This window comes from Stenotrophomonas maltophilia (genome assembly GCF_001676385.1).
Taxonomy (GTDB): Bacteria; Pseudomonadota; Gammaproteobacteria; order Xanthomonadales; family Xanthomonadaceae; genus Stenotrophomonas; species Stenotrophomonas maltophilia_J.
This window is the reverse complement of record NZ_LYVJ01000015.1, coordinates 62,598-84,950: the sequence shown is the minus strand read 5'-3', so window position 1 is coordinate 84,950 and position 22,353 is coordinate 62,598. Positions and strand designations below refer to the sequence as shown.

The window sequence follows — 22,353 nt, the reverse complement described above, 5'->3', positions numbered from 1 at the left end:
TTTATCTTTCACGCTCATGAACGAAACCCGCAGCGCCCTCGTCGTCGACGACGAACGCGACATCCGCGAACTGCTGGTACTGACGCTCGGCCGCATGGGGCTGCGCATCAGTACCGCCGCCAACCTCGCCGAAGCGCGCGAGCTGCTGGCCAGCAACCCGTATGACCTGTGCATCACCGACATGCGCCTGCCCGACGGCAACGGCATTGAGCTGGTCAGCGAGATCGCCCAGCACTACCCGCGCACGCCGGTGGCGATGATCACCGCATTCGGCAGCATGGACCTGGCCGTGGAAGCCCTGAAGGCCGGGGCATTCGACTTTGTCAGCAAGCCGGTGGACATCGCCGTGCTGCGCGGCCTGGTCAAGCACGCGCTGGAGCTCAACAACGCCGAACGCCCCGTGCCCGGCCCCGCAGCCGAACAGGGCACGCGCCTGCTCGGTGATTCGCCCGCAATGGACCTGCTGCGCACCACCATCGGCAAGGTCGCGCGCAGCCAGGCGCCGGTCTACATCCTGGGAGAATCCGGGGTCGGCAAGGAACTGGTGGCCCGCACCATCCACGCACAGGGCGCACGTGCCGCCGGGCCGTTCGTACCCGTCAACTGCGGAGCCATTCCCAGCGAACTGATGGAAAGCGAGTTCTTCGGCCACCGCAAGGGCAGCTTCAGCGGTGCGCACGCCGACAAGCCCGGCCTGTTCCAGGCCGCGCACGGCGGCACCCTGTTCCTGGACGAAGTGGCCGAGCTGCCGCTGCAGATGCAGGTGAAGCTGCTGCGGGCGATCCAGGAAAAGTCGGTGCGCGCGGTTGGTGCAGCCAACGAAGAGCCTGTGGATGTGCGTATTCTCTCGGCCACCCACAAGGACCTGGCCGAGCTGGTCGAGGACGGGCGTTTCCGCCACGACCTGTACTACCGCATCAACGTGATCGAACTGCGAGTGCCGCCGCTGCGCGAGCGTCGCCAGGATCTGCCGGAACTGGCTGCGGCCGTACTGGCGCGGCTGGCCCGCAGCCATGGCCGGGCCACCCCGCTGCTGGCGCCGTCGGCATTGGACGCACTGGCCCAGTACGCCTTTCCCGGCAACGTGCGCGAACTGGAGAACATCCTGGAGCGTGCACTGGCACTGGCCGAGGAGGACTGCATCAGCGCCGATGACCTGCGCCTGCCACAGCATGCGCCACGCGCGACGGGTGCAGGCGCCGCCGCCGAAGCCGTGGCCGACCTGCAACCCGGTGGCGCGGCCCTGCCCTCCTACATCGAGCAGCTCGAACGCAGCGCCATCCAGCGCGCGCTGGAGGAGAACCGCTGGAACAAGACCCGTACCGCCGCGCAGCTCGGCATTACCTTCCGCGCGCTGCGTTACAAGCTGAAGAAGCTGGGGATGGAGTAAACGGCCGGAGCCTGGCCGACCACGCCTGGCGTGGATCTACTGTAGAGCCGAGCCGATGCTCGGCTGCTCTTCGGATCACGGGCCGACATGGGCCCGGCTCTACATCAATCCTTGGTGACGCGGTTGATCTCGGCCAGGCTGGTGATGCCTGCCGCCACCTTCTTCAGGGCTGACTGGCGCAGGTCGTTCACCCCGATCTGCTGTGCCGCCTCGGCAATCTGCAGCGCATTGCCACCGGCCAGCACGATCGTGGCAATCTCGTCGGTCATCGGCATCACCTGGTAGATGCCGGTACGGCCCTTGTAGCCTTCGGTGCACTCATCGCAGCCCACCGCTTCGTACAGTTCGATGCCCGCGTCCAGCTGCGCCTGGGTGAAGCCTTCGGCCAGCAGTGCATGCTCCGGCAGCTGGGCCGGGCGCTTGCAGTTGCCGCACAGCCGGCGCGCCAGGCGCTGGGCGATCACCAGCGTCACCGAACTGGTGATGTTGTACGGAGCGATACCCATGTTCATCAAGCGCGCGATGGTCTGCGGTGCATCGTTGGTGTGCAGCGTGGACAGCACCATGTGGCCGGTCTGCGCCGCCTTGATCGCGATCTCGGCCGTCTCCAGGTCGCGGATTTCGCCGACCATGATGATGTCCGGATCCTGGCGCAGGAACGAACGCAGCGCCGCGGCGAAAGTCATGCCGCGCTTGTTGTTCTGCTGCACCTGGTTGACACCGGGCAGGCGGATTTCCACCGGGTCCTCCGCAGTGGAAATGTTGCGCGTCTCATCGTTGAGGATGCCCAGCGCGGTGTACAGCGACACGGTCTTGCCCGAACCGGTCGGGCCGGTCACCAGGACCATGCCGTAGGGCTTGTGGATGGCTTCCAGGAACAGCTTCTGCTGGTCCGGTTCGTAACCCAGCTTGTCGATGCCGAGCTTGGCCGCGCTGCCGTCCAGGATACGCAGCACCACCTTCTCGCCGAACAGGGTCGGCAACGTGCTGACACGGAAGTCGATCTGCTTGGTCTTGGACAGGTTGAGCTTGATGCGCCCGTCCTGCGGCACGCGCTTCTCGGCGATGTCCAGCTGCGCCATTACCTTCAGGCGCGCCGCGATACGCTGGTTCAGCTTCACCGGCGCGCGCGCCACCATCTTCAGCAGCCCGTCGATGCGCAGGCGCACGCGGTAGTCGTCTTCATAGGGCTCGAAGTGGATGTCCGATGCACCCTTGCGGATCGCGTCCACCAGCACCTTGTTGACGAACTTCACCACCGGGGTGTCGTCGCCCTTGGCGTCGATGCCGGCGTCGCCGCCCGCCCCCATGTCGTCGTCGCCGGCCGAGACCTCCAGGTTGCCCATGCCCTCGTCATCGCCGCCGAGGGCATCGCCCAAGGTGTCATGGCTGGCATGCCACTGCTCCAGCGTACGGCGGATCTGGTCGTCATCGACCAGGATCGGCTCCACCACCAGATTGGTGTGGAACTTGATCTCGTCCAGCGAATGGGTCGGATTGCTGGTGCCGACGAACAGCTTGCCACCGCGCTTGAACAGCGGCAGCACGTTGTGTTTGCGCAGCAGCTCCTCGCTGACCAGGCTCATCGCGTTCTGGCTGGCGTCGAACGCGGAAACGTCGAACAGCGGCATGCCGAACTCGACCGAATTCGCGGCGGCAAGCTGCGCAGCGCTGACCAGCTTGTTCTGAGCGAACCAGGTCGGCAGCGGCTGGCGAGCGGCGGCGGCCTTGGCCATGGCGTCGCGGGCGGCGGCCTCATCCAGGGCACCGTCCTGGACGAGGCGGCGGGCCAGGCCGGTGATGCCGACGAGGTTGGCGGTGGTTACGGCATTCATGTATGTAGCTCCTACTCCCCCGCGCAGGTTACCGAAGGCGCGTTGCGCGGGGAAGCGCCAGCGCGGTCAACCGTATTCAGCGGACATCCGTCCGCTTGTGCCCCCATGCCAACAGCGCCCCCCCCCCGGATCGCACACCGTCAACCAATTCACTACGTGCGGCAAACCGCTGGCACGTGCCGGCGGCTGCCCGCCTTGACCCTACAGATCCAGACCAGCAATCCGTCTCCGTTGACGGACGGCACCAGATCAAGGGAAACGCCGCCTGCTGCTTCTGTCGTCCGAATACTCAGAACGCCGTCCCCCTCGCACTGAAGAGCAGCGACATTCCCGGTAGCCACATCCAAGGGCCGGACGTCCGCGCAGGCACGTGCGTCGAGTCTTCCATGGTCCACAATATTCTCCTCGACCGCGATCTTGAAGGGCGCCGTTAACAGGATGCCTTCAGATACCCGTGCCCTCACGGTGTAGTCGCGATAGGAGACCAGTGCAACAGCCGCCAGGATGGCAATGATCGATATCACAACCATGAGCTCGATCAACGAAAATCCGGTTTCCCGTTTCATCACTCCTCCTAGGCCCCCATTTCCTGAGAAGTAGTCCGAATCACACGCCTGCATAAAAAAGGCCCCGCGCAAGCGGGGCCTCATCAGCAGTGCTCAGCCGGTGAAATTACGGCTTCGCAGCGGCCGTACGGCAGCTGGCCGGCACGTGCTTGGCTTCACCAGCCGACAGGTTGCAGGTCCAGGTGATCGGCGAATCCAGATCGGCCTGCGCCGGGGTCAGGGTCAGGATCGGCTGGACCTTCGCACCCGTAGCCTGGGTGGTCACAGTGATGACGCCATTGGCGATGCCAATGCTGGCAACATTCGTGGTCGCCTTGCTCACGTAACCCGCTGCAGCAGCATCGGCAACGGCCGTGGCCAGGATACCCTGGGACTGGGCGGTCTCAGCGACAGCCAGCTTGGCTGCGTCAGCCTGGACCAGGCCTTCCGACACCTTGGCGCGAATGGTGTAGTCCTGGTAGGCAGGCAGAGCGATGGCAGCCAGGATGGCAATGATCGCGACGACGATCATCAGTTCGATAAGGGTGAAGCCCTTCTGGTTCTTCATTTTGGTACATCCCCAAGATAGTGATGGTTGATTCAGCGGACAGGTTCGGTCCGGCCAGCGGTCGGTTGAGCGGTCCCTGTCCCCTGCGGGTGGATCAACGCAGGTTGCGTGCCAACCCCGGCACGCCTCCCCCTGGATTTCCCCGCGCCCATGATGGCAGCTATTTCACGGATGGGAACCCCCCGTGTACGAATCTGCGATGGACACTGCAATGTGACGCAGTACGTCACCTTTGGCCGGCATCCGGCACGAAATCGCACATCCGGCCGCGCGCCAACTGCCCAGATGGCCCTGAACCGGCTACCATCGACGGCTAGTTGCCCGCCTGGGGATGGCGGGTCTTGGGGAGCCAACATGTCCGTCAGTCGCAGTGCGATCAAGAAAGAGCCCGTGGCGCGTAGCACCATGGAACTGCAGCCGTTTGTCTGGGAGGGGACCGACAAGCGGGGAGTGAAGATGAAAGGTGAGCAGTTGGCGAAGAACGCCAATCTCCTCAGGGCGGAACTACGCCGTCAAGGTATCAATCCCAGCCAGGTCAAGACCAAGCCCAAACCCTTGTTTGGTGCCGCAGGCAGCGCCGTAAAGCCCAAGGACATTGCCTTCTTCAGCCGTCAGATGGCCACCATGATGAAGTCCGGTGTGCCGATCGTCTCGGCGCTGGAAATCATCGGCAGCGGCCACAAGAATCCGCGCATGAAAAAGATGGTGGACACCATCCGGACGGACATTGAGGGAGGCTCTTCGCTGTACGAGTCCATCGGCAAGCATCCTGTGCAGTTCGACGAGCTGTACCGCAATCTGGTCCGCGCCGGCGAAGGCGCCGGCGTACTGGAAACAGTCCTTGATACGGTAGCGACGTACAAGGAGAACATGGAAGCCTTGAAGGGCAAGATCAAGAAGGCGATGTTCTACCCTGCCATGATCATCCTGGTGGCGTTTGTCGTTTCGGCCATTCTGCTGATGTTCGTGGTCCCCCAGTTTGAGGAGGTCTTCAAGAGCTTTGGCGCGGACCTGCCTGCATTCACGCAAATGATCGTCGCCGCATCGCGCTTCATGCTGTCTTGGTGGTGGGCGCTCCTGATCATCCTCGTCGGCGGTGGAGTCGGCCTGTTCATGGCCTACAAGCGCTCGCCCGGCATGCAGCACACGTTTGACAGGCTGATCCTGAAAGTGCCGGTGATCGGGCAGATCATCAACAATAGCGCCATCGCACGTTTCGCTCGCACCACTGCGGTTACCTTCAGGGCGGGCGTGCCGCTGGTGGAGGCCCTGGGTATCGTGGCTGGCGCTACTGGCAACAAGGTCTACGAAGAGGCCGTACTGCGCATGCGCGACGACGTCTCGGTGGGCTACCCGGTCAATATGGCCATGAAGCAACGCAATCTGTTCCCGCACATGGTCATCCAGATGACCGGCATCGGCGAAGAGGCCGGCGCTCTCGACACCATGCTGTTCAAGGTTGCCGAGTATTATGAGCAGGAAGTCAACAATGCCGTGGATGCCTTGAGCAGCCTGCTCGAACCGATGATCATGGTCTTCATCGGTACCATCGTTGGCGGCATCGTCATCGGCATGTACCTTCCCATCTTCAAACTCGGCGCCGTCGTCGGATAACACATACATGGCTTTTCTCGACCAGCATCCCGGCCTCGGCTACCCCGCCGCGGCCGCCTTTGGACTGCTGCTGGGCAGTTTCCTGAACGTCGTCATCCTGCGCCTGCCCAAGCGGCTGGAATGGCAGTGGAAGCGCGATGCGCGCGAGGTCCTGGAGGAACCGGACTTCTACGAGCCCCCTCCACCGGGGATCGTGGTCGAGCCCTCGCACTGCCCGCACTGCAAGCACAAGCTGAGCTGGTACGAGAACATCCCGCTGTTCAGCTGGATCATCCAGGGCGGCAAGTGCCGCCACTGCAAGGCGCCGATCTCGCTGCAGTACCCGCTGGTGGAGGCCCTGACCTCGGTGCTGGTGCTGGCCTGCGTCTGGCAGTTCGGCTTCGGCTGGCAGGGCTTCGGTGCCATCGTGCTGACCTGCTTCCTGATCGCCCTGTCCGGCATCGACCTGCGCACCCAGCTGCTACCCGACCAATTGACCCTGCCCCTGATGTGGCTGGGCCTGATAGGCAACATCGACAACCTGTATATGCCGGCCAAGCCTGCATTGGTCGGCGCGGCGGTGGGCTACCTGTCACTGTGGATGGTCTGGTGGCTGTTCAAGCAGCTGACCGGCAAGGAAGGCATGGGCCACGGCGACTTCAAGCTGCTGGCCGCTCTGGGTGCCTGGTGCGGGCTGAAGGGCATCCTGCCGATCATCCTGCTGTCGTCGGTGCTGGGTGCCATCATCGGCTCGATCTGGCTGTACACCCGGGGCCGTGACCGCGCCACGCCGATCCCGTTCGGCCCCTACCTGGCCATCGCGGGCTGGCTGTACTTCATGTGGGGCGCTCCACTGGTGGAGCAGTACCTGGTGATGAGCGGGCTGCGCTGAGGGGAGTCCCCATGAGCCGGTATGTAGTTGGCCTGACCGGCGGCATTGCCGCCGGCAAGAGCGAGGTGACCCGGCGCTTCGAGGCGCTGGGCATCGTGGTGGCCGACGCCGATCTGGCCGCCCGCGCGGTGGTCGCCGCCGGCAGCCCTGCCCTGGATCGCATCGCCGAGCGCTTCGGCGCCGACATGCTGCAGTCGGACGGCAGCTTGGACCGGGCACGCCTGCGTGCCCACGTGTTCGCCGACCCGGCCGAACGGGCGGCACTGGAAGCGATCACCCACCCGGCCATCCGCCTGCTGATGCAACAGCAGTGCGAGCAGGCCACCAGCCCCTATGCGATTGCCGCCATTCCGCTGCTGACCGAAGTCGGCGGGCGGCAGGCCTACCCGTGGTTGGACCGCATACTACTGGTGGATGCGCCCGAAGCCGTGCAGCACGCCCGGCTGATGCAGCGCGACGGCATCGACGCCGCGCTGGCCGACCAGATGATCGCCGCCCAGGCCAGTCGCGCGGAGCGGTTGGCGCTGGCGGACGACGTGGTGGTCAATGATGGCCACCCGGATGCGCTGCAGGCACAAGTGGAAGCGCTGCATGTGCGGTATCTGGGATTGGCTGGGGGCTGAGCCTCCGCAATATCGGCAAGGCATTCAGGTGTGGCGCGGATCTACCAGGGTCGTAGCGCCGCTCTGTTGTAGAGCCGAGCCTATGCTCGGCTCCAGGAAGCCAAGGCAGCCGAGCGCAGGCTCGGCTCTACAAAGTAGAGCGCCCCCCAAAGGAGGGGCGCTTACAACGGCTTCGGCGAAAACGTCAGGGTGGCGATCACGCCGCGCTCGCCGCCGGGGCGCACGCTGACCTGCCAGCCGTACAGATCGCACAGGCGGCTGACGATCGACAGGCCGATGCCACCGCCCTGCGAATGACCGGCGTGCGTGCCGCGGTAGCCGCGCTGGAACAGCTTGGCGGCATCTTCCTCGCTCAGGCCGGGGCCACTGTCGGTCACCGACACCGAGTTGCTGCCGACAAAGACACGCACTTCGCCATCCTGCGAGTATTTCACCGCGTTGCCGATCAGGTTGCCCAGCGCGACCGACAACGCAGCCTCCGGTGCGTCGACCACCAGGTTGCGCTCGCCTTCCAGCACCAGCTCCAGTGGCTTGCCGCCCAGCTGTGCGCGGTGCGCATCCAGCAGCTGCTCCGCCACGCGGGCGACGTTGCTGGTGCCCTGCCCGCGCTCATTGCGCGACAACAGCAGCAGCGCGCCGATCAGGTCGCTGCACTGCTGTTCGGCACGCTGGATGCGCTGCAGGCGCTGCAGCACCTTCTCGTCCAGGCCAGGCCGGGTCAGCAGCAGCTCGGTGGCACCCCGGATCACCGCCAGCGGCGTGCGCAGTTCGTGGCTGACGTCGGCATTGAACTCACGGTCGCGCTGCACCACTTCGGTCAGGCGTGATGAGTAGTCGTCCAACGCCTGGGCCAGCTGCCCCACTTCGTCATCGGGGAAACGCGGCGCCAGCGGCTCAGGATCACTGGTCCCTCCCCGGTAGGCGCGCAGCCGTGCAGCCAGATCCGACACCGGTTTCATCACCTTGGACGCCGACCACCAGCCCAGCACCAGGGACAACAGGCTGAACACCAGTACCGACAGCACCAGCGCGCGGTTGAGCTGCTTGCCACCGCGGACGCTGTCGGTCATGTCGTAGGCGAGGAAGAACCACGCATCCTCCGCCTTGCGCACCGCCAGCTTGTAGGCATAGGGTTGCCCCTGCTCGTCGATGCCGCTGAGGTTGTAATTGCCGGTCTGCAGGTCGGCCCATTGCGGCCAGGACTCGCGCGCCTTGTCGAACTTGTCGGCCGAATACGCATAGGCGCGGATCTGCTGCACCGGCACCGCCGGATTGCGTCCCGGGTGCTCGTAGAAGCGGCGCGCGTATTCCTCGATGTTGTGGTTGATCACGTCCTCCACCAACTGGTTTTCCACGCGCATGCGGGCCCAGTTGGTGGCGAACGCGAACAGCGTCGTCAGGCAGAAGCCCAACAACACGAAGGAGACAATGATGCGGCTGCGCAGGCGCCGCCGATACGGCGTGCGCCGGCGCTCCCCCTTGGCTGGCACGGAATCAGGCTTCCGGGGTAGCGATGCGGTATCCGATGCCATGGCGGGTCTGGATCAGCGGTACGTCAAACGGCTTGTCGACCACCGCACGCAGGCCATGGATATGCACGCGCAGCGAATCTGAATCGGGCAGTTCCTCGCCCCAGACGCGGGTTTCCAGTTCCTGGCGGGTCACCACCGCCGGGGCCGCTTCCATCAGGGCCTGCAGGATCTTCAGCGCAGTGGGGTTGAGCTGCAGCAGCTTGCCCTGGCGGCGCACTTCCAGCGTATCCAGGTTGTACTCCAGGTCACCGGTTTCCAGTACACGAGTCTGCACGCCCTTGCCGCGACGCGACAGGGCGTTCAGGCGTACTTCCACTTCCTGCAATGCGAACGGCTTGATCAGGTAGTCGTCGGCCCCCGAATCGAACCCCGCCAGCTTGTTGTCCAGCGAATCGCGGGCCGTCAGCATCAACACCGGGGTCTGCTTGCGCGCTTCATTGCGCAGCTTGCGGCAGACCTCGATGCCGTCCATGCCGGGCAGGTTGAGATCCAGGACGATCGCGTCGAACTCGTGCACCACGGCCAGATGCAACCCGGTGACCCCGTCGGCGGCGAAATCCACAGTGTGGCCCCGGTCCTCCAGGTAGTCGCCAAGATTGGCGGCGATGTCACTGTTGTCTTCGATTACCAGGATTCTCACTGTCACCTCTAGTTGCTATGGGTAGGCCCGCCACGCTGGGCCCGGATCATGTCCCGATCAGCTGCCTCACGCTGCCGCGCACGTTGTGCCACAGTGGCGCACTGCGTGACCGTGCGATTGGAACCGATGGTCTTTTCACGTCGGCATATTAGACGACTATCTTCACGCGCCCGTGTCAAAACGGTGTTCACGACCTCCTGGTCGTTGAACACCTGGGTTCGGGTCGATTCAGGCATCGGCGCACCATCGGTGTAGCTTTCGCCCACGCTGCGCAGACGCGCCAGCACTTCGCGTACGCGCGCGCGCTCCTCCGCCTTCAGCTCCGAATAGGTTTCGCCGTCGTTGAGTTGCTTTTCGATGGTCTCGATCTGAGGCAGCAAGGGCTTGCCGGACTGGAGCACCGGTTCCTTGGCATTCGCGGCAAAGCACAGGCCCAGCGCGGATAGCAGGACCGCAGACATCAGGAGCGATTTCATGACAAACGAATCCTTGTTTGAGGTGAATGCCGACTGTATTCGCACCGCCTTCACGCCAGCAAGTGCCACGCACCGGGAGGCGGGGACGGCCTAATAGTTGGTGTTTGGGTTGAGCTGGTTGAACGTGCGCTGGTCGTTGATCAGGGCTTTGCCCTTTTCCTCGATGCGGCGGCGCTCGGCCACGGTCAGGCAACGGCTCTTGGGCATGTTGCTGCCGGTGGTGCGGGTGTGCTGGCAGACCTGCCGGCTGTCCTCGTGGGCCCGGGCCAGGAGCGCATTGATCCGCTCCTGGTCATTGAAGACTTCTGCCTGTACCTGGGGCGGCAGCTCCTGCAGGCTCTGGTGGTCGCCCACGCGCTGGGTGATGCGGGCCAGTGCCTGTCGGACCTGGGTGCGGTCGTCAACGGAGATCTCGCTATAGTCGCCGCCATCCAGCGCCTGCTCGACCTGGCGTACCTGTTCGGCCACCGGCGCCTGGCGATCCATCTGTACAACGGCCTTCTTCGGCGCGGCCGCAGCGGCCCCCGCCAGTCCCAGCAACAACGCGATCATCGTGATGCGGTACATCGCCAGCCTCCGATCCGTCCAGGAACGATGCCCGCCACTCTACGGCCGTCACGGCGCCTCCACAAGGGACCCCAATCCGGCATAAAAAAGACCCAGGCGGTGCCCCCGCCTGGGTCTGAACATGTATCCCGATACCGATCCTGCTGAGAGGCAGAGCTGCGGTTCGCTGAAGGCTACGCGGGAGGCGATTAAAGGCGTGTTAAACCCGGCCTCATCCACCCATGAGAATAGCAAGACACTGAATTTTCAGGATTTTTTCAGCCTTTCGACGTGTTCGATGATCCGTGTGGCAACGTCCACCCCGCACGCGGCTTCAATGCCCTCCAGCCCGGGGGTGGAGTTCACCTCCAGTACCAACGGTCCGCGCGCAGAGCGGATCAGGTCCACGCCGCATACCGACAGGCCCAGGGCCTTGGCCGAGCGCACTGCGACCTGCTGCTCGGCGCGGCTTGCCTTGGCCGCCACCGCCGAGCCCCCGGCGTGCAGATTGGAACGGAAGTCCCCTTCCGGGGCCTGGCGCTGCATCGAGGCCACCACCTGATCACCCACCACGAAGCAGCGCAGGTCCGCGCCCTTGGCCTCGCCGATGAACTCCTGCATCAGGAAATTGGCGTACAGGCCGCGCAGCGCCTCGACAATCCCGCGCGAGGCACTGGCCTTCTCGGTGAGAATGACGCCACGCCCCTGGGTGCCTTCGTTGAGCTTCACCACGTGCGGCGGCGGCCCGAGCATGGACAACAGGTCGACGGTGTCGTCGGGGTTGTCGCCGAACACGGTGACCGGCATGTCGATGCCCTTGGCTGCCAGCAGTTGGTGCGCGCGCAGTTTGTCACGCGAACGCAGGATGGCGTCGGAGGGATTGGGCGTGCGTGCTCCCATCAGCTCGAACTGGCGCAGCACGGCGGTGCCATAGCGGGTGATCGAGGCCCCGATGCGCGGGATGACCACGTCCACGCCGGTCATCGGGCGCCCCTTGTAGTGCATGGAGAATCCATCGGCGGCGATGCGCATGTAGCAGCGCAGCGGGTCGAGGATGCGTACCGTATGGCCGCGCGCGCGCGCCGCCTCGACCAACCGGCGGGTGGAGTACAGGGAGGCGTTGCGGGACAGGACGGCGAGCTTCATCGCGGCTGGGTCGGGCGGCAGGCGCGCAGCATAACGCGGGTGTGTGGCGGGCGGATGATGTCGCGCGACACGGCCTGGACGGAGCTCGCCCAGGCACGCCGATAGAATGGTGCTTCTGCTTCCTTCGGCAACCTACCATGCTTGGACAGCGCCACCTGATCGACAACCTGCCAAAGTGGAAGGCTCTGCCCGCGAGCCAGGCCACGCCCCGTCGCCCACTGCGGCTGCCCGATTGGCAGGCCGACTGGGAAGCGGGCATCACGCTGCTGTCGCGGCATGCGCGCCGCAACCTGCCGCAGGATGCCCTGCCCGGCGACGGCCACCTGATGCTGGAACATGCCTTCGCGCGGGAAACCGCGGCACAGGCTGGCAGCACGCTGCTGCTGAAAGCCGTCGACCGCGGATTTGGAGGCGCCGCGTTGCGGGACATCTATGAGCAGGTAGCCACGTTGTGGCTGGACCATGCGCAGTGGGTGGCAACGGCCCGGGACAGCCTGCAGGACCACGCCATCGAGTCCGGTCCGTCGCTGCAACCCCGGACCACGCAGCACTACGAATACGCATTGCAGTTGCTTTGCATGGGTGTCCTGCTGGACGCGCAGGACATGCTGCCTCCGCTGGTGGAAAAAGTTCTGCAGCACGAGACTGATCGGTTGCTTGACTGGATCGCTGCGCCCGCGCTCGGGCTGGTCGAGGCCAGTGATGAGGTCTTCCATCCGCGGCCTTTCGCGGATCTGTTCGCCGCCCTGCCCGAGGGCGATGCGTTTGAGCCGTCCGCACTGGGCGGCTATCTGCAGGTGCACTACCGCGACTTCTTCCTGCTCGCACCCAAGGCACAGAAGCGGACGCGCCGGCTGACCGGCCCGAATGCCTGGGGCTACTGGGCCCTGGAGGTTGCCGCGCTGGTGGTTCTCTACGGGGGCGACGACACCGCCCTTCGCGCGTGCCCACACTATCCTGCGGATCTGGTCGACTTCGCCCGGCGCCGACACTAGGCCCGAGGGCGCAACCCCTGCCGGACGACAAGGGTGGGACAGGTGGAGCGGGCGATGGGAATCGAACCCACGTCAGTAGCTTGGGAAGCTGCGGAACATGGCCTGTAAAATCAATACCATAGGGTAGTATTTCGCTCCGCAATCAGTGACCAACGGCGCCACTTTTTCCCAGGGGAACCATCGCCTCCGTAGACGATTGCGGAGCAAAAAACTAACGGTTTTGCAGGATTTCGGCCGCTTGGGTCGCAGCCGCATTCAACGCAACCATATCCACGGCGATCGCCTTCAAAACCTCATCATCGGAAGATCCTTCGATCCCCAAATCGCGGCGTATCGCCGCCAATAATCTGGCATATGGAGCCTGCAACTCAACCTGGGTTGTAATAGCCCAGTCCGCAAATTCGACCCAGTCGTGAGGACCTTCCCGCGACTGCAGCTCAATACTCCGGCGCTTTGCCATCGCGATGAAAAACAGGCGGCCGCATTGACCGACAAGGTCTCGTCCGCGCTCTACGACCTCTAGGCTCGCTACGCTGCCTGAGGCAGACAAGCCTGCTACTGCCTTGTTGAATTCGGAAGCCGCCTCCTCAATAGCCACATCAGCACTTGCCAGACGTGGCACGGACCGCATTGCGCTATTCGCAAATTCCAAACCAGTAAACAGCCTGTCCCGTTTGGATTCCAATGCACGGTCTTTCGCCCTTTCCTCCCGGTCATGCCGTAGCTGTTTTGTAGCCACAGCGGCTGCCACCGCTGCAGTAATCCCAACGGTCAGTAGACCCGCTCCGGCAGCGATCAGAGCTGATGCGATTGTGCTTTCCATTTCACCCCCATCCTCGACCGACGGAGATTACCACTCGATGTCGACACACCGCGAAGCGGCGAACTCATCATGTGATCGCGCTAGGAGCTGCGAACCTGCGAATGCCCCGCCCTTACCCGAGGCTTCACTGGGTCCTTCGCCCTGGGCTTTGTCGCTGCAGGCGGCTTGCGCGGCTCCAGCGCCTCCCTGAGCCGTGCCGTGGCCGCGGCAGAGGCTTCAGCACGGCGCCGGGCCTGTTGCTGCTGCTCGCGGGTCGGCGGGAGACCGGGCGGCTCAGGCGGCAGCGGGATCGGGGTATTGTCGGTGAGGCGAGCCACCGCCGCGCGCAGCGGCATCTCCGGGTAGAGCCTGGCCGCGCACATCGCTCGGCGTAGCCGTCGCCCGTCCGAGACACCCCCGTCGCGTGAATTTCACCGAAAACTCACCGCCGACTACCCACGCTTCTCGCGTCGGCCTCTGTGTGTGGAGGCGGGCACCCAAGAGCCAATGCTTGCTGCAGGGGGGCCTGCGCAAGCCGGACCGGACATCAGTTCGCGTGTTCCCGATCTATGTTGACGCCCCGCATGGGCATCGTCGTGACCGGCTCCGAATTGCCATCGATGACCGAGTTGCCGAGTCCTTGCAAACCCGACGGCCACCGAGTTAGTTTTCAGTAAGGCTTGTCACCCTCGGCTGTTGTGAAGAACGATGCTACCGCACCTGTTTCATTTCGAAGTCCGCAACGCCGAAGCTACTGGCTCAAGCCTGATCTACATTTTCGTATGCGCAGTAGGCAAATCTGCTGCCGATGCTCGCCTGCGTGCCCTGAGCTTTCTCAAGGTGAGGCAGTGGCACCCTGCAAATCTAGTGAGCGAGCACACGGTAACAAGCCATACTGAGCCGTCACTTCTTCCTTTCGAGCAACGGCTCGTACGCGCAGCCTTGGCCGACACATCCAGGATCTCGGCTCTCTGCCGACAGTCGCATCACCTCTAGCCGCAACCGGGGCCTTCTGCTATAGACCCCAACGCCCTCTACTGCTTCACCCAGCCAGAAGGATCGAGACAGCCCGGAAACCTTGGTAGCCGCGGGATGGAAGCTTGTCCGGAAGGATGCGGCTGGCGGTCGCCCATCAGCGATGGCGCAGCTGCGCTTAAGCTCGCTGTGATGGAGCGTTCACTCTGCGAGGAGCACACTGCGATCTCGCGGCTCTTCTCCGGTGCAGAATTCTTTGCTCCCGGGTCCAGCCCTTAAACGGCACGGCTATGCACCCTCCCAATGCCTTCAGGATCCATTCGATTCTGCCCCTGCTTACGCTCAATGGCGCAATCGCCCGCCTAGAGCAGGTGCGATCAACCTGTAAAAACTGTGGACTGAGGTCCTCAATGGCTAAGGACGCAGGCTTTCACACGGATCCGAAGGGCACCACACTCACGTGCCCAGCTTGCGGCGCCACAGGCGCTAATGGATGAAATAGAGATCTGGCACCACTGGCTTGACCAGTGCCGTCGCGAAAGACTGCTGGCGCAGTTCAACCCTACCCTGGATGTTCCGCTCGATAACGGGAATCCGAAATGAACGATGGCATCTCCGACCTGCTGGACCGCCTCCACTCCTGCGAAGTCGCGATCGAGGTCCATCGCGGCTACCTGAAAGCGATGGAGTATGGGCTGCGTATGGCTGTCGCGACGCATCCCGCGCGCGAGCAGCTATCCGATGCATGGCTTCAGCTGTTACCCAATATCGCGGCAAAGCACCGAGACGATGGCGGCGAGCTCTTCGCCGCCGCCTTCGAGCAGGCCCTTACAGTTCTAACGGAGCAAATTGGCGCCAACTAGGCATCTCGCAGCCTACACGCACGTTCTCGGAGACGACAAACGGCGTCGAATACCGCGTAGGCAAGACCTGGGGAGTCCGGGCTTGGCTAGCGCGAGCATTCAAGGGCAGCAGCTACCAGGCAGTGAGCGGCAGGCTCGGCTGAGGTGCCTTCAGCCGTGGGTATAGATAGCGCGATTCAGCCGTCTGCTGGGTGTCTCCCGGCCAAGCTTCCCATCGTAAACGCATACCCTGCCTCTTCCAGAAGCGCCCTCATGCGCAGTTCCATGCGACGCGGGGAGCGCAGTGCATTCGGCGCATAGAGGGCAATGACGTAGCCGGCGCCGTCAATGATTTCGCGACGTACCGCGCACTCAGTTGATTCAGTGGCTTCGCACCAGACAGACATTAGCCTAGCGGGGCTGATCGACTGCCCGTTACGAAGACGGAAGAAGAGCCAGCGCACACCTGGCGGTTGAGTTCGATCTACCCTAGCCATTGCGAGCCTCGTATTCGTCTGTGTAGATCACTGAGAACTTCAGGATCCAGACGAGGGCGTTCATCTTTTGATGAACGTGGAAGTTCTATGCGCTCACTACCATTCACCAGCGCAGGGAGATCTGACTGCAGATCAAGCCACCACTCGGAAGGAAGCCGGAGCCCAGTACCCGTTCGATCGTATATGCATATCGGGAAATTCATAGCGTTGCTCCTAGATGTAACGAGCATACGCTTGCGCAATGTCAGGCCGGAATGCGACTGCTACAAGGCTGACGCATCAACTCTCTTTGCACATATGAACACGTGTGCTTCGTCTCGCTGAACTTTCAGGAACGACTCAAGCCAGCAAAGAGCAGCGCCTCTATTCGCAATCACTCTCCCCAACTTTTCAGTCAAACACCGCGCACACTCCATTCCACCAGGGCTTTGCCCTTGACAGGTCCGGCACTGAGCCATCGTCGTCATGGTCGCCGGGCGCGATTGATACATGATCTTCGTCATCAAGTTCACAGTTTGAGCGTGGGACGACATATCAACGTTCCTATGATACAGAAGGAGCCGCGCTGGGCGCGGCCACTCCTTAGACGTCAACGGCGGCTATCGCGACCAGCACTGCCCTTTTGGTCCTGGCCATGGGTCGACTGCTCACCCTCCTTGCTTCCCGGCTGCTGCTGTTGCTGACCTTGCTTTCCGGCGAGGTCTTCACCGCCAAGCTCGTTCCCATCCACCTGACCCTGCTGGCCAGGCTGCTTCTTCTCGCCATCCGAGTTGGGACGGTCGTTCTGGTTCTGGGGAGAACTGTTCATGTCTTACTCCGATGCAGCCATCTGCTGCCAACCCACGGTGCTCCCCAGCGCGTTACGTAGCCGTGCCGGATTGGCGCGAGTATGAACAAGTGTCATGAACAGGCCGATGTTCTGAAGGGTGTACAGTGCAGTCCCGATAGGAGAAGAACATGGAACGCATGAGGAACAAGGATTTCGTTGACGTCGAACGCGAGCTCACCCACTGGAGTTTGGCATTCAACTCTGGTGCCCTACCTGCTGTTAGCTTTCGCCATGAGGTTGACCCCGTCGTCCGGATCGCATGTGACATCTACGTCAGGGATCCGCATGGAACACGCGCAGAATGGTTGGACGACCTCGAGGGCAGACTTGCGGCTCGATCCAGTCTTCGTGGTCACCCTGGCGCAGCGGATATTGCAGGTCAATGCTGGTCGCGCCTCTCTTGCTCCTAGGAGTTTTCTTCCCGCGAGGCTGCGTCGTTCCCTTCTCGCATGAGTTGATCATTCAGCACGTGAACGATGGACATGACCGCATCGGCGAGCGCTCTTGAGTCGCTGATTGACCCGTAAAAATAGATCCTGGAGCCTTCAACCCGGACTTCTGCCAAGGAGAGCTGAGACGCCAGCGCCTCGCACTTCCTCACGAAGAGTTCAGTCCAGCGGGCTCCTGGCGCAAGATCCAACAACGCAATGATGGCCTCATCAGTAGAGGAATCGACGCGCTCATGCAGCTGCGGCACATCGAAACCGACAATTCTCGGAAGCATGGAAGCGCTCAACGGTTGATCCTCTTGCTCACAGTTGGTCTGAGTATCCTCCACGATACTCGGATCCACCATCTGGCAAAGCCCACATCCTTACGCCAAACCCGCCCCCGTGTCTCGATAGCCGGTCAGTTCAACGATGGCCATGGCCGTCCTAAGGGAGGCGGGCGTGATCTCGGCGGAATAGCACATGGATGCCATCTCGCCACAGCGCCGTTGCCGCCGCGTGAGGATCAAGTCACGGGCTGCGGGGCCAGTCCATCCAGTGGCAGCTCCGCCTTCTCCGGCCAGGCGAACGTCTCCGGCTGCGGCAACAGCGCGCGCACCTGCTCCCACGTCTCGATGCCATCCGGCGGCGCCAGCACCAGCTGCTCCAGCGCCTGGTTCACAGCATCGCGCCAGGCCACCATCGCCCGGGCCTCCAGGCGATACCGTTCTACGCCGCTGTTGTAGTAGCTGGCGCATGACTCGATGCTGTCGTAGCCACGCTCTACCGCCTCGGCCCGCATCCACGCGAACGCCTCATCCCGGATGTAACGGTAGTGCTGTGGTGTGTGAAGCTCGAAGCCTGGGCCCGGCGGTGACACCGGCAGCGGCGTGTTCGACTCCAGCCACTCGGTCGGCCACAGGTAGTGACCGCGAGGAATGAACGCGCCAGTTTCGACGCAGCGAATCACATCCGGGTCTTCAGTGAGTTGGTACATGATTAAAGCTCCGCGTCTGCAGTCCAGTGGAATCCGGCCAAATACGTGAAGCCAGCGGTCATGGTGAAAGTGGCAAATGCGTCCACCTGAAAACCTGTGTCGCGGGTTGCACTTACGTTTGCCGCGCTCGCATGGTTTGTCCACGCACCGTTGAACAAGGAGATGCCGTTATCGCTGCCACCAGACGCATCCGACCCCTTGTAAATAGTCACGGTTGGAAACGCACGCATATCTACCCGGAACTGTTGATACACGCGCGCCGCTGATGGGCTGAACGCCACGGCTGGTGCGCCAATACCCTGCAAAACACCCGGCCCTGGCGCTGTAGATGCCGGGAGAGATTTCTGATAGAAGCGCTGGCATAGAGCCAATTCCATACCATCCGGCCGATAGTCATACCCACTTACCGAAGAACCTTCTTCGACCTGTACCTGCGTGAAATGTACATCGCCAGTTTGTGCGCCAAGCGACGCGTTGCGAGCGTTGAAGTTGCTGCCGCCTGTTGCCCAAAGAGTAAGAATCAAAGAACTGTTGGCACCCACAGTCTTCCCGCCGATCGACGGAATCTGCACGGTATGGGTGACGGTATTGATTCCTGGGGCAAGGCTGTACTTTGCCGCGCCGATCCCTGAAACCTGCGCACTTCCGCCAGCGCCAAAGCTCTGACCAAATTCGATAGCAATTTGTCGGCCTGCCGCGCCACTGTTGAACACCTTCAAGCTCACGGTTACCGTTCGCCCCGCAAGCGTGGTCACATTCTCCATTCGTTGTTCAAGCACAACGTAATGGTTTGCAGCATCAGTCACAGCACCGTATGAAATTTTTGCGAGATAGATACATTCGGTGTCAAATGCACCTGGCGTTACCGTGTTTCGTGACAAGCTCGGCGTTGCCACGCCGCCCGCGTTGAAGTACCAACGGTCTACGGAGTAGCCCGGCGCAGTGAAGCTGGTCCCGCGCTGCCACCAGCGCATCGAACCGTTGATAAGCCGGTTCTTTCCGATGAAGCGTGCACCGAGCGCAGTGTCGGCGTTCTGGAGTGCGGTCACTTCCGCAGCGATAGCCTGCGAAAGCGCGGTATCGGCGTCCGTACGCAGCTGCGTCTCCTGCTGCAAGCCAACTTTCAGGTCGGCCACGTCCTGGCCGATGTTCGATGATCCACCTTCCAACGCCGAAAGGCGCCCCTCGGAATCGGCGAAGTTGTCGTTGCAGATTGCAAAGGCGGTGAACGCGTCGTCACCTGGGCGGCCATCCGGCTGGATGGTCGTTTGATCGATGAGTTTCTGCGGCATGTGTGTTCTCTGCTATTGATCGCCCACGGCAAAGCGGGCCGGACATGCCGGCCCGCGCCTTGTGCGGTTTCAGTTCTCGACCGAGATGATCGACAGGCTCTGCGTGATGGACTGCTGCTGGAATGAGCCGGAGCTGTGCGTCACCGCCTGCGCGGTGAAACTGGTGATCACGGCGCGATAGGTCATCGTGTCCGAGCTGGGGCTGGTGTCGTTCACCGTGAACGAGCCGCCCCACGACGAAACCGCCTGGTCCGGCCCGTCAATTTCGTTCATGATGTCCACCGATCCGCTCACGTTGAGCACCTGCCACAACGACTCGCCGCCGGTCCCGACCCGCCGATAGATTTCCACACGGGCCGTGTTCTGGCCCGCGCCGGCAACGAAGCCGTCGCTGCCATAGGTGGTCTTCGTCCGCACATGTCGACGGGAAAAGCTGACCGTGACGCTGCGCACGCGGCCGTTGGTGGCGAACGGCCCGTTGACCAGCTCCACACCGACTGTCTGCGTGGTGGTCGTTTGGACCGCGTTGCGCAGGATGCCCGCCGACAGCTGGCCACCGAAGTAGGCACTGCCGTTGGCGTCCATCCACATCACAGCGTTGGCCTTCGACGCAGCACCCGCACCGACGTTCGGCCCGAAGTAGTCGACCAGGTTGTCGCCGGCGGCACCGAAGTTGGTTCCGATAATGCGCTGAGCAGATCCTTTCCAGACGCGAAGGAAGCCTCCGCGCCACTCCATCCCCTCACTGGCTCCGGGCGAGATGACCTCAAACGTGTTGCTGGAAAAGCGGGTGTTGATGACCTGGCCGTTGTTCTCGATGACCATGCCGCCGATCAGCGGTCCGCCGCCGCTGTTGGCGATGACGTTCAGGAACGCCCTCGCCAACACCTGGGTCAGCCCGTTCTCGGTCTGGACCACCCGGGCCTCCACGCCCTGCACCACCTGCGCGCTGGCCTTGCTGTCCACCTCAGCCTTCACCGATTGCAGTTGGCCAGTGAACGCTTCGATGCCCTGCTCGGTCACGTCGACCCGGGCGCTGATCTCCTCGACGTAGTCCGCTGACGCTTTCCCATCCAGCTCGACGCCCAGGTGCTGGATCTGCACCGCCTGGGCGCTCTGCTCCGTGGCGATGACCTCGATGGACCGAGTGGCCGTGGCCTCGAACTCGCCCAGCTCTGCCCGGACCGATTCCACCTGCTTGGCGACGGCGCGGTCGCCTTGGGCGATCACGGACTGCCACGTCTTCACGCCCGCGCGCACGTCACGGTCCCCGGCGTTCCAGTCCCGGTCGCCCGCGTGCTTGTACGTCACCTGCGCTTCCAGCGACGACGTTCTGTCGCCGACTGCCCGGATGCCCTCCTCCGTTTCTTCCACACGGGTCGAGACGGCATCCAGTGCTTCCGCAGAGGCCACCTTGCCGTCGCCGGCCGGCATCCTCGCAGACACCCGCTCAATCGCCTCAGCGTTGGCGCTGTCGCCGTCTGCGCGCGCCTGGCGTTCCTCGGTGACGCTGGCCTCCGTGGCCACCGTGCCATCGCCCGTGGGCATCCGCGCCTGAATCAGCTCGATGGCGCTGGCGTTGGCCTCATCGGCCGTGACCCGCGCATCGCGCTCCGCGGCGAACAGGCCGCTTGGAACTTGGGACAGATCGCTGCCCTCGTAGTCGCCCCTCAGCTGCACGGCCAGCGTCTCGCGCTTGCTGGCCTCGGCCACGTCCGCCGCTACACGGGCGCGGGCTTCCTCCTGGACCAGCGCCACACCGGCACCGGGCGTCGGACGCCCGATGGCCACCCAGTCGGTCATGAAGTAGCTGGAGACGGTCTGGGTCGCGCCGAACTGCAGCCGGATGGCGTCGACCTCTCCCGGCCACCAGGCGATATCGGCCACGTCGACCGTGCCGACGCCATTGTCGTCCCACCGCGGCTCCGGGATCGCCGCCCGCTTGTCCACGTCCCATGCCTGGTCGGCCAGCGTGATCCACTGCAGGAAGCCGTCCCACGTTGCATCGCCAACGCGCTTCACCCTCAGCTTGACGAAGCGGTACGCGCTGCCGTCGACGGCCAGTGCTGCCGGCGACTGCACATACGGGCTATCGGTGCCGTTGGCCGGCCGCAGCCAGCCATCGACCATCGTCGGTGGCGCTCCGTTGCCGGTCCATTCCTCCACGGTGGTGTCGAAGTACCAGATCCGCAGGCTGTCGAACTGGGTCCCGCTACCGGCGGCCACCTCGGACAGCGCGCGCGACAGCGATTCCACGTCGCTCTGCCGGGTTTGGGTCTCCAGCGTGATGGCAGCCTCGCGCTCAAGGCGTTCGTTCAGCAGCCCATCGGCACGGGCCTGCGCCTCCTGTGCGATCGCCTCCATTGCGTCGGACACCCCACGCTGCCGCAGGTCCGCCTCAGCCAGAAGATCCCGCGCAGCGGCAGCCAGGCCATCGGCCCGCGCGGCCGCTTCTGCGGCATCTGCATCCATTCGGTCGGCGATCTCCTTCGTGATCCGCTCCGTCTGCTTGATCAGCTCGGCCGTGGTAGGCGGTGGGGTAGCTTCCACCACCGAGCCCGATCCCGGCCGGCCACGCACGGTCGGCGTGATCTTGAACCACCACTTGGTGCCGGTGTTGTCGCTGTAGAAGTAGCGCGTGTCGGTGGTCCGATAGATCTCGGTCCACGGCCCCTCCGGAGAGGGGCCACGCTCGACCACGTACACGACGCCGGCCAGATCGACCGCCGGCCATTCCAGCAGCACACCGTCGGCCACCGGGTTGGGGGTCACCCCATCCACCGGTGGCACCTCGGGTGGCCGGTGCACGACCGGGAACCAGTTCGAGTAGCGCGGCGCCGCCGGAGACGGCGACGGCAGCGCGCCCACGCCGATCTCCACCAGCGTGAGTTTCCTTGCTTGCATTGCGGA

General features: G+C 63.5%; 21 protein-coding genes. 6 read left to right on the top strand and 15 right to left on the bottom strand.

Features of this window, described 5'->3' with window-relative positions; genetic code table 11:
• Positions 1-16: 16 nt before the first annotated feature.
• On the top strand, positions 17-1,390 hold the full coding sequence (locus tag A9K58_RS17630; RefSeq protein WP_065200574.1) for a sigma-54-dependent transcriptional regulator: 1,374 nt from the start codon (positions 17-19) through the stop codon (positions 1,388-1,390).
• Positions 1,391-1,494: 104 nt separating this feature from the next.
• On the opposite strand, the gene pilB is transcribed toward A9K58_RS17630, so the two are convergent.
• The 3 genes from pilB to A9K58_RS17615 all read right to left on the bottom strand — a co-directional run bounded on the left by pilB (position 1,495) and on the right by A9K58_RS17615 (position 4,338).
• The gene (gene pilB / locus A9K58_RS17625) at positions 1,495-3,225 is read right to left on the bottom strand and encodes a type IV-A pilus assembly ATPase PilB (RefSeq protein ID WP_065200573.1); all 1,731 of its coding nucleotides are present in this window, start codon (positions 3,223-3,225) and stop codon (positions 1,495-1,497) included.
• Between the two features lie 152 nt (positions 3,226-3,377).
• Entirely contained in the window at positions 3,378-3,791 is a 414-nt protein-coding gene (locus tag A9K58_RS17620) for a pilin (RefSeq protein ID WP_065200572.1), read from the bottom strand.
• A 106-nt stretch (positions 3,792-3,897) separates the two neighbouring features.
• Positions 3,898-4,338, bottom strand: coding sequence for a pilin (locus A9K58_RS17615; RefSeq protein WP_065200571.1), 441 nt, complete (start codon positions 4,336-4,338; stop codon positions 3,898-3,900).
• Positions 4,339-4,692: 354 nt separating this feature from the next.
• Here A9K58_RS17615 and A9K58_RS17610 point away from each other — a divergent pair, with 354 nt between their 5' ends.
• Genes A9K58_RS17610 through coaE form a run of 3 tightly spaced genes read left to right on the top strand, consistent with a single transcriptional unit; the run spans position 4,693 to position 7,446 of the window.
• On the top strand, positions 4,693-5,952 hold the full coding sequence (locus tag A9K58_RS17610; protein WP_065200570.1) for a type II secretion system F family protein: 1,260 nt from the start codon (positions 4,693-4,695) through the stop codon (positions 5,950-5,952).
• Between the two features lie 7 nt (positions 5,953-5,959).
• The gene (locus A9K58_RS17605) at positions 5,960-6,823 is read left to right on the top strand and encodes a prepilin peptidase (protein WP_065200569.1); all 864 of its coding nucleotides are present in this window, start codon (positions 5,960-5,962) and stop codon (positions 6,821-6,823) included.
• Positions 6,824-6,834: 11 nt separating this feature from the next.
• Positions 6,835-7,446, top strand: coding sequence for a dephospho-CoA kinase (gene coaE / locus A9K58_RS17600; RefSeq protein ID WP_065200568.1), 612 nt, complete (start codon positions 6,835-6,837; stop codon positions 7,444-7,446).
• Between the two features lie 161 nt (positions 7,447-7,607).
• On the opposite strand, the gene A9K58_RS17595 is transcribed toward coaE, so the two are convergent.
• From A9K58_RS17595 to rimK, 5 genes are all read right to left on the bottom strand, one after another.
• Positions 7,608-8,936: a sensor histidine kinase gene (locus A9K58_RS17595; protein WP_155760538.1), complete on the bottom strand. Its 1,329-nt coding sequence runs from the start codon at positions 8,934-8,936 to the stop codon at positions 7,608-7,610.
• A gap of 4 nt (positions 8,937-8,940) precedes the next feature.
• On the bottom strand, positions 8,941-9,618 hold the full coding sequence (locus A9K58_RS17590; protein WP_065200566.1) for a response regulator transcription factor: 678 nt from the start codon (positions 9,616-9,618) through the stop codon (positions 8,941-8,943).
• Between the two features lie 8 nt (positions 9,619-9,626).
• On the bottom strand, positions 9,627-10,094 hold the full coding sequence (locus tag A9K58_RS17585; protein ID WP_065200565.1) for a hypothetical protein: 468 nt from the start codon (positions 10,092-10,094) through the stop codon (positions 9,627-9,629).
• Positions 10,095-10,184: 90 nt separating this feature from the next.
• On the bottom strand, positions 10,185-10,661 hold the full coding sequence (locus tag A9K58_RS17580; RefSeq protein ID WP_065200564.1) for a hypothetical protein: 477 nt from the start codon (positions 10,659-10,661) through the stop codon (positions 10,185-10,187).
• A gap of 246 nt (positions 10,662-10,907) precedes the next feature.
• Positions 10,908-11,786 carry a 30S ribosomal protein S6--L-glutamate ligase gene (gene rimK, locus A9K58_RS17575; protein ID WP_065200563.1) on the bottom strand — a complete coding sequence of 293 codons (879 nt, stop codon included), beginning with the start codon at positions 11,784-11,786 and terminating at the stop codon, positions 10,908-10,910.
• 137 nt (positions 11,787-11,923) lie between these two features.
• On the opposite strand from rimK, the gene A9K58_RS17570 reads away from it, so the two are divergent.
• On the top strand, positions 11,924-12,781 hold the full coding sequence (locus A9K58_RS17570; RefSeq protein WP_081284141.1) for a PoNe immunity protein domain-containing protein: 858 nt from the start codon (positions 11,924-11,926) through the stop codon (positions 12,779-12,781).
• Between the two features lie 211 nt (positions 12,782-12,992).
• On the opposite strand, the gene A9K58_RS19575 is transcribed toward A9K58_RS17570, so the two are convergent.
• Positions 12,993-13,604, bottom strand: coding sequence for a hypothetical protein (locus A9K58_RS19575; RefSeq protein WP_155760537.1), 612 nt, complete (start codon positions 13,602-13,604; stop codon positions 12,993-12,995).
• 1,553 nt (positions 13,605-15,157) lie between these two features.
• On the opposite strand from A9K58_RS19575, the gene A9K58_RS17560 reads away from it, so the two are divergent.
• Positions 15,158-15,421, top strand: a complete 264-nt coding sequence (locus A9K58_RS17560) for a hypothetical protein (protein ID WP_065200561.1) — start codon at positions 15,158-15,160, stop codon at positions 15,419-15,421.
• 176 nt (positions 15,422-15,597) lie between these two features.
• Here the strand turns inward: A9K58_RS17560 and A9K58_RS19955 are convergent, their stop codons facing one another.
• The 6 genes from A9K58_RS19955 to A9K58_RS17535 all read right to left on the bottom strand — a co-directional run bounded on the left by A9K58_RS19955 (position 15,598) and on the right by A9K58_RS17535 (position 22,347).
• Positions 15,598-15,897, bottom strand: coding sequence for a hypothetical protein (locus A9K58_RS19955; RefSeq protein WP_081284137.1), 300 nt, complete (start codon positions 15,895-15,897; stop codon positions 15,598-15,600).
• A 589-nt stretch (positions 15,898-16,486) separates the two neighbouring features.
• Positions 16,487-16,705 carry a hypothetical protein gene (locus A9K58_RS19280; protein ID WP_081284129.1) on the bottom strand — a complete coding sequence of 73 codons (219 nt, stop codon included), beginning with the start codon at positions 16,703-16,705 and terminating at the stop codon, positions 16,487-16,489.
• 427 nt (positions 16,706-17,132) lie between these two features.
• Positions 17,133-17,462 (bottom strand): hypothetical protein, encoded by a 330-nt coding sequence (locus tag A9K58_RS17550; protein ID WP_231109344.1) that lies wholly within the window; start codon positions 17,460-17,462, stop codon positions 17,133-17,135.
• 218 nt (positions 17,463-17,680) lie between these two features.
• Positions 17,681-18,151, bottom strand: coding sequence for a hypothetical protein (locus A9K58_RS17545; protein WP_065200559.1), 471 nt, complete (start codon positions 18,149-18,151; stop codon positions 17,681-17,683).
• A 2-nt stretch (positions 18,152-18,153) separates the two neighbouring features.
• Positions 18,154-19,443, bottom strand: a complete 1,290-nt coding sequence (locus A9K58_RS17540) for a hypothetical protein (protein WP_065200558.1) — start codon at positions 19,441-19,443, stop codon at positions 18,154-18,156.
• A 69-nt stretch (positions 19,444-19,512) separates the two neighbouring features.
• Complete coding sequence (locus A9K58_RS17535; protein ID WP_155760536.1) at positions 19,513-22,347, bottom strand: hypothetical protein; 2,835 nt, start codon at positions 22,345-22,347, stop codon at positions 19,513-19,515.
• Positions 22,348-22,353 lie beyond the last annotated feature (6 nt).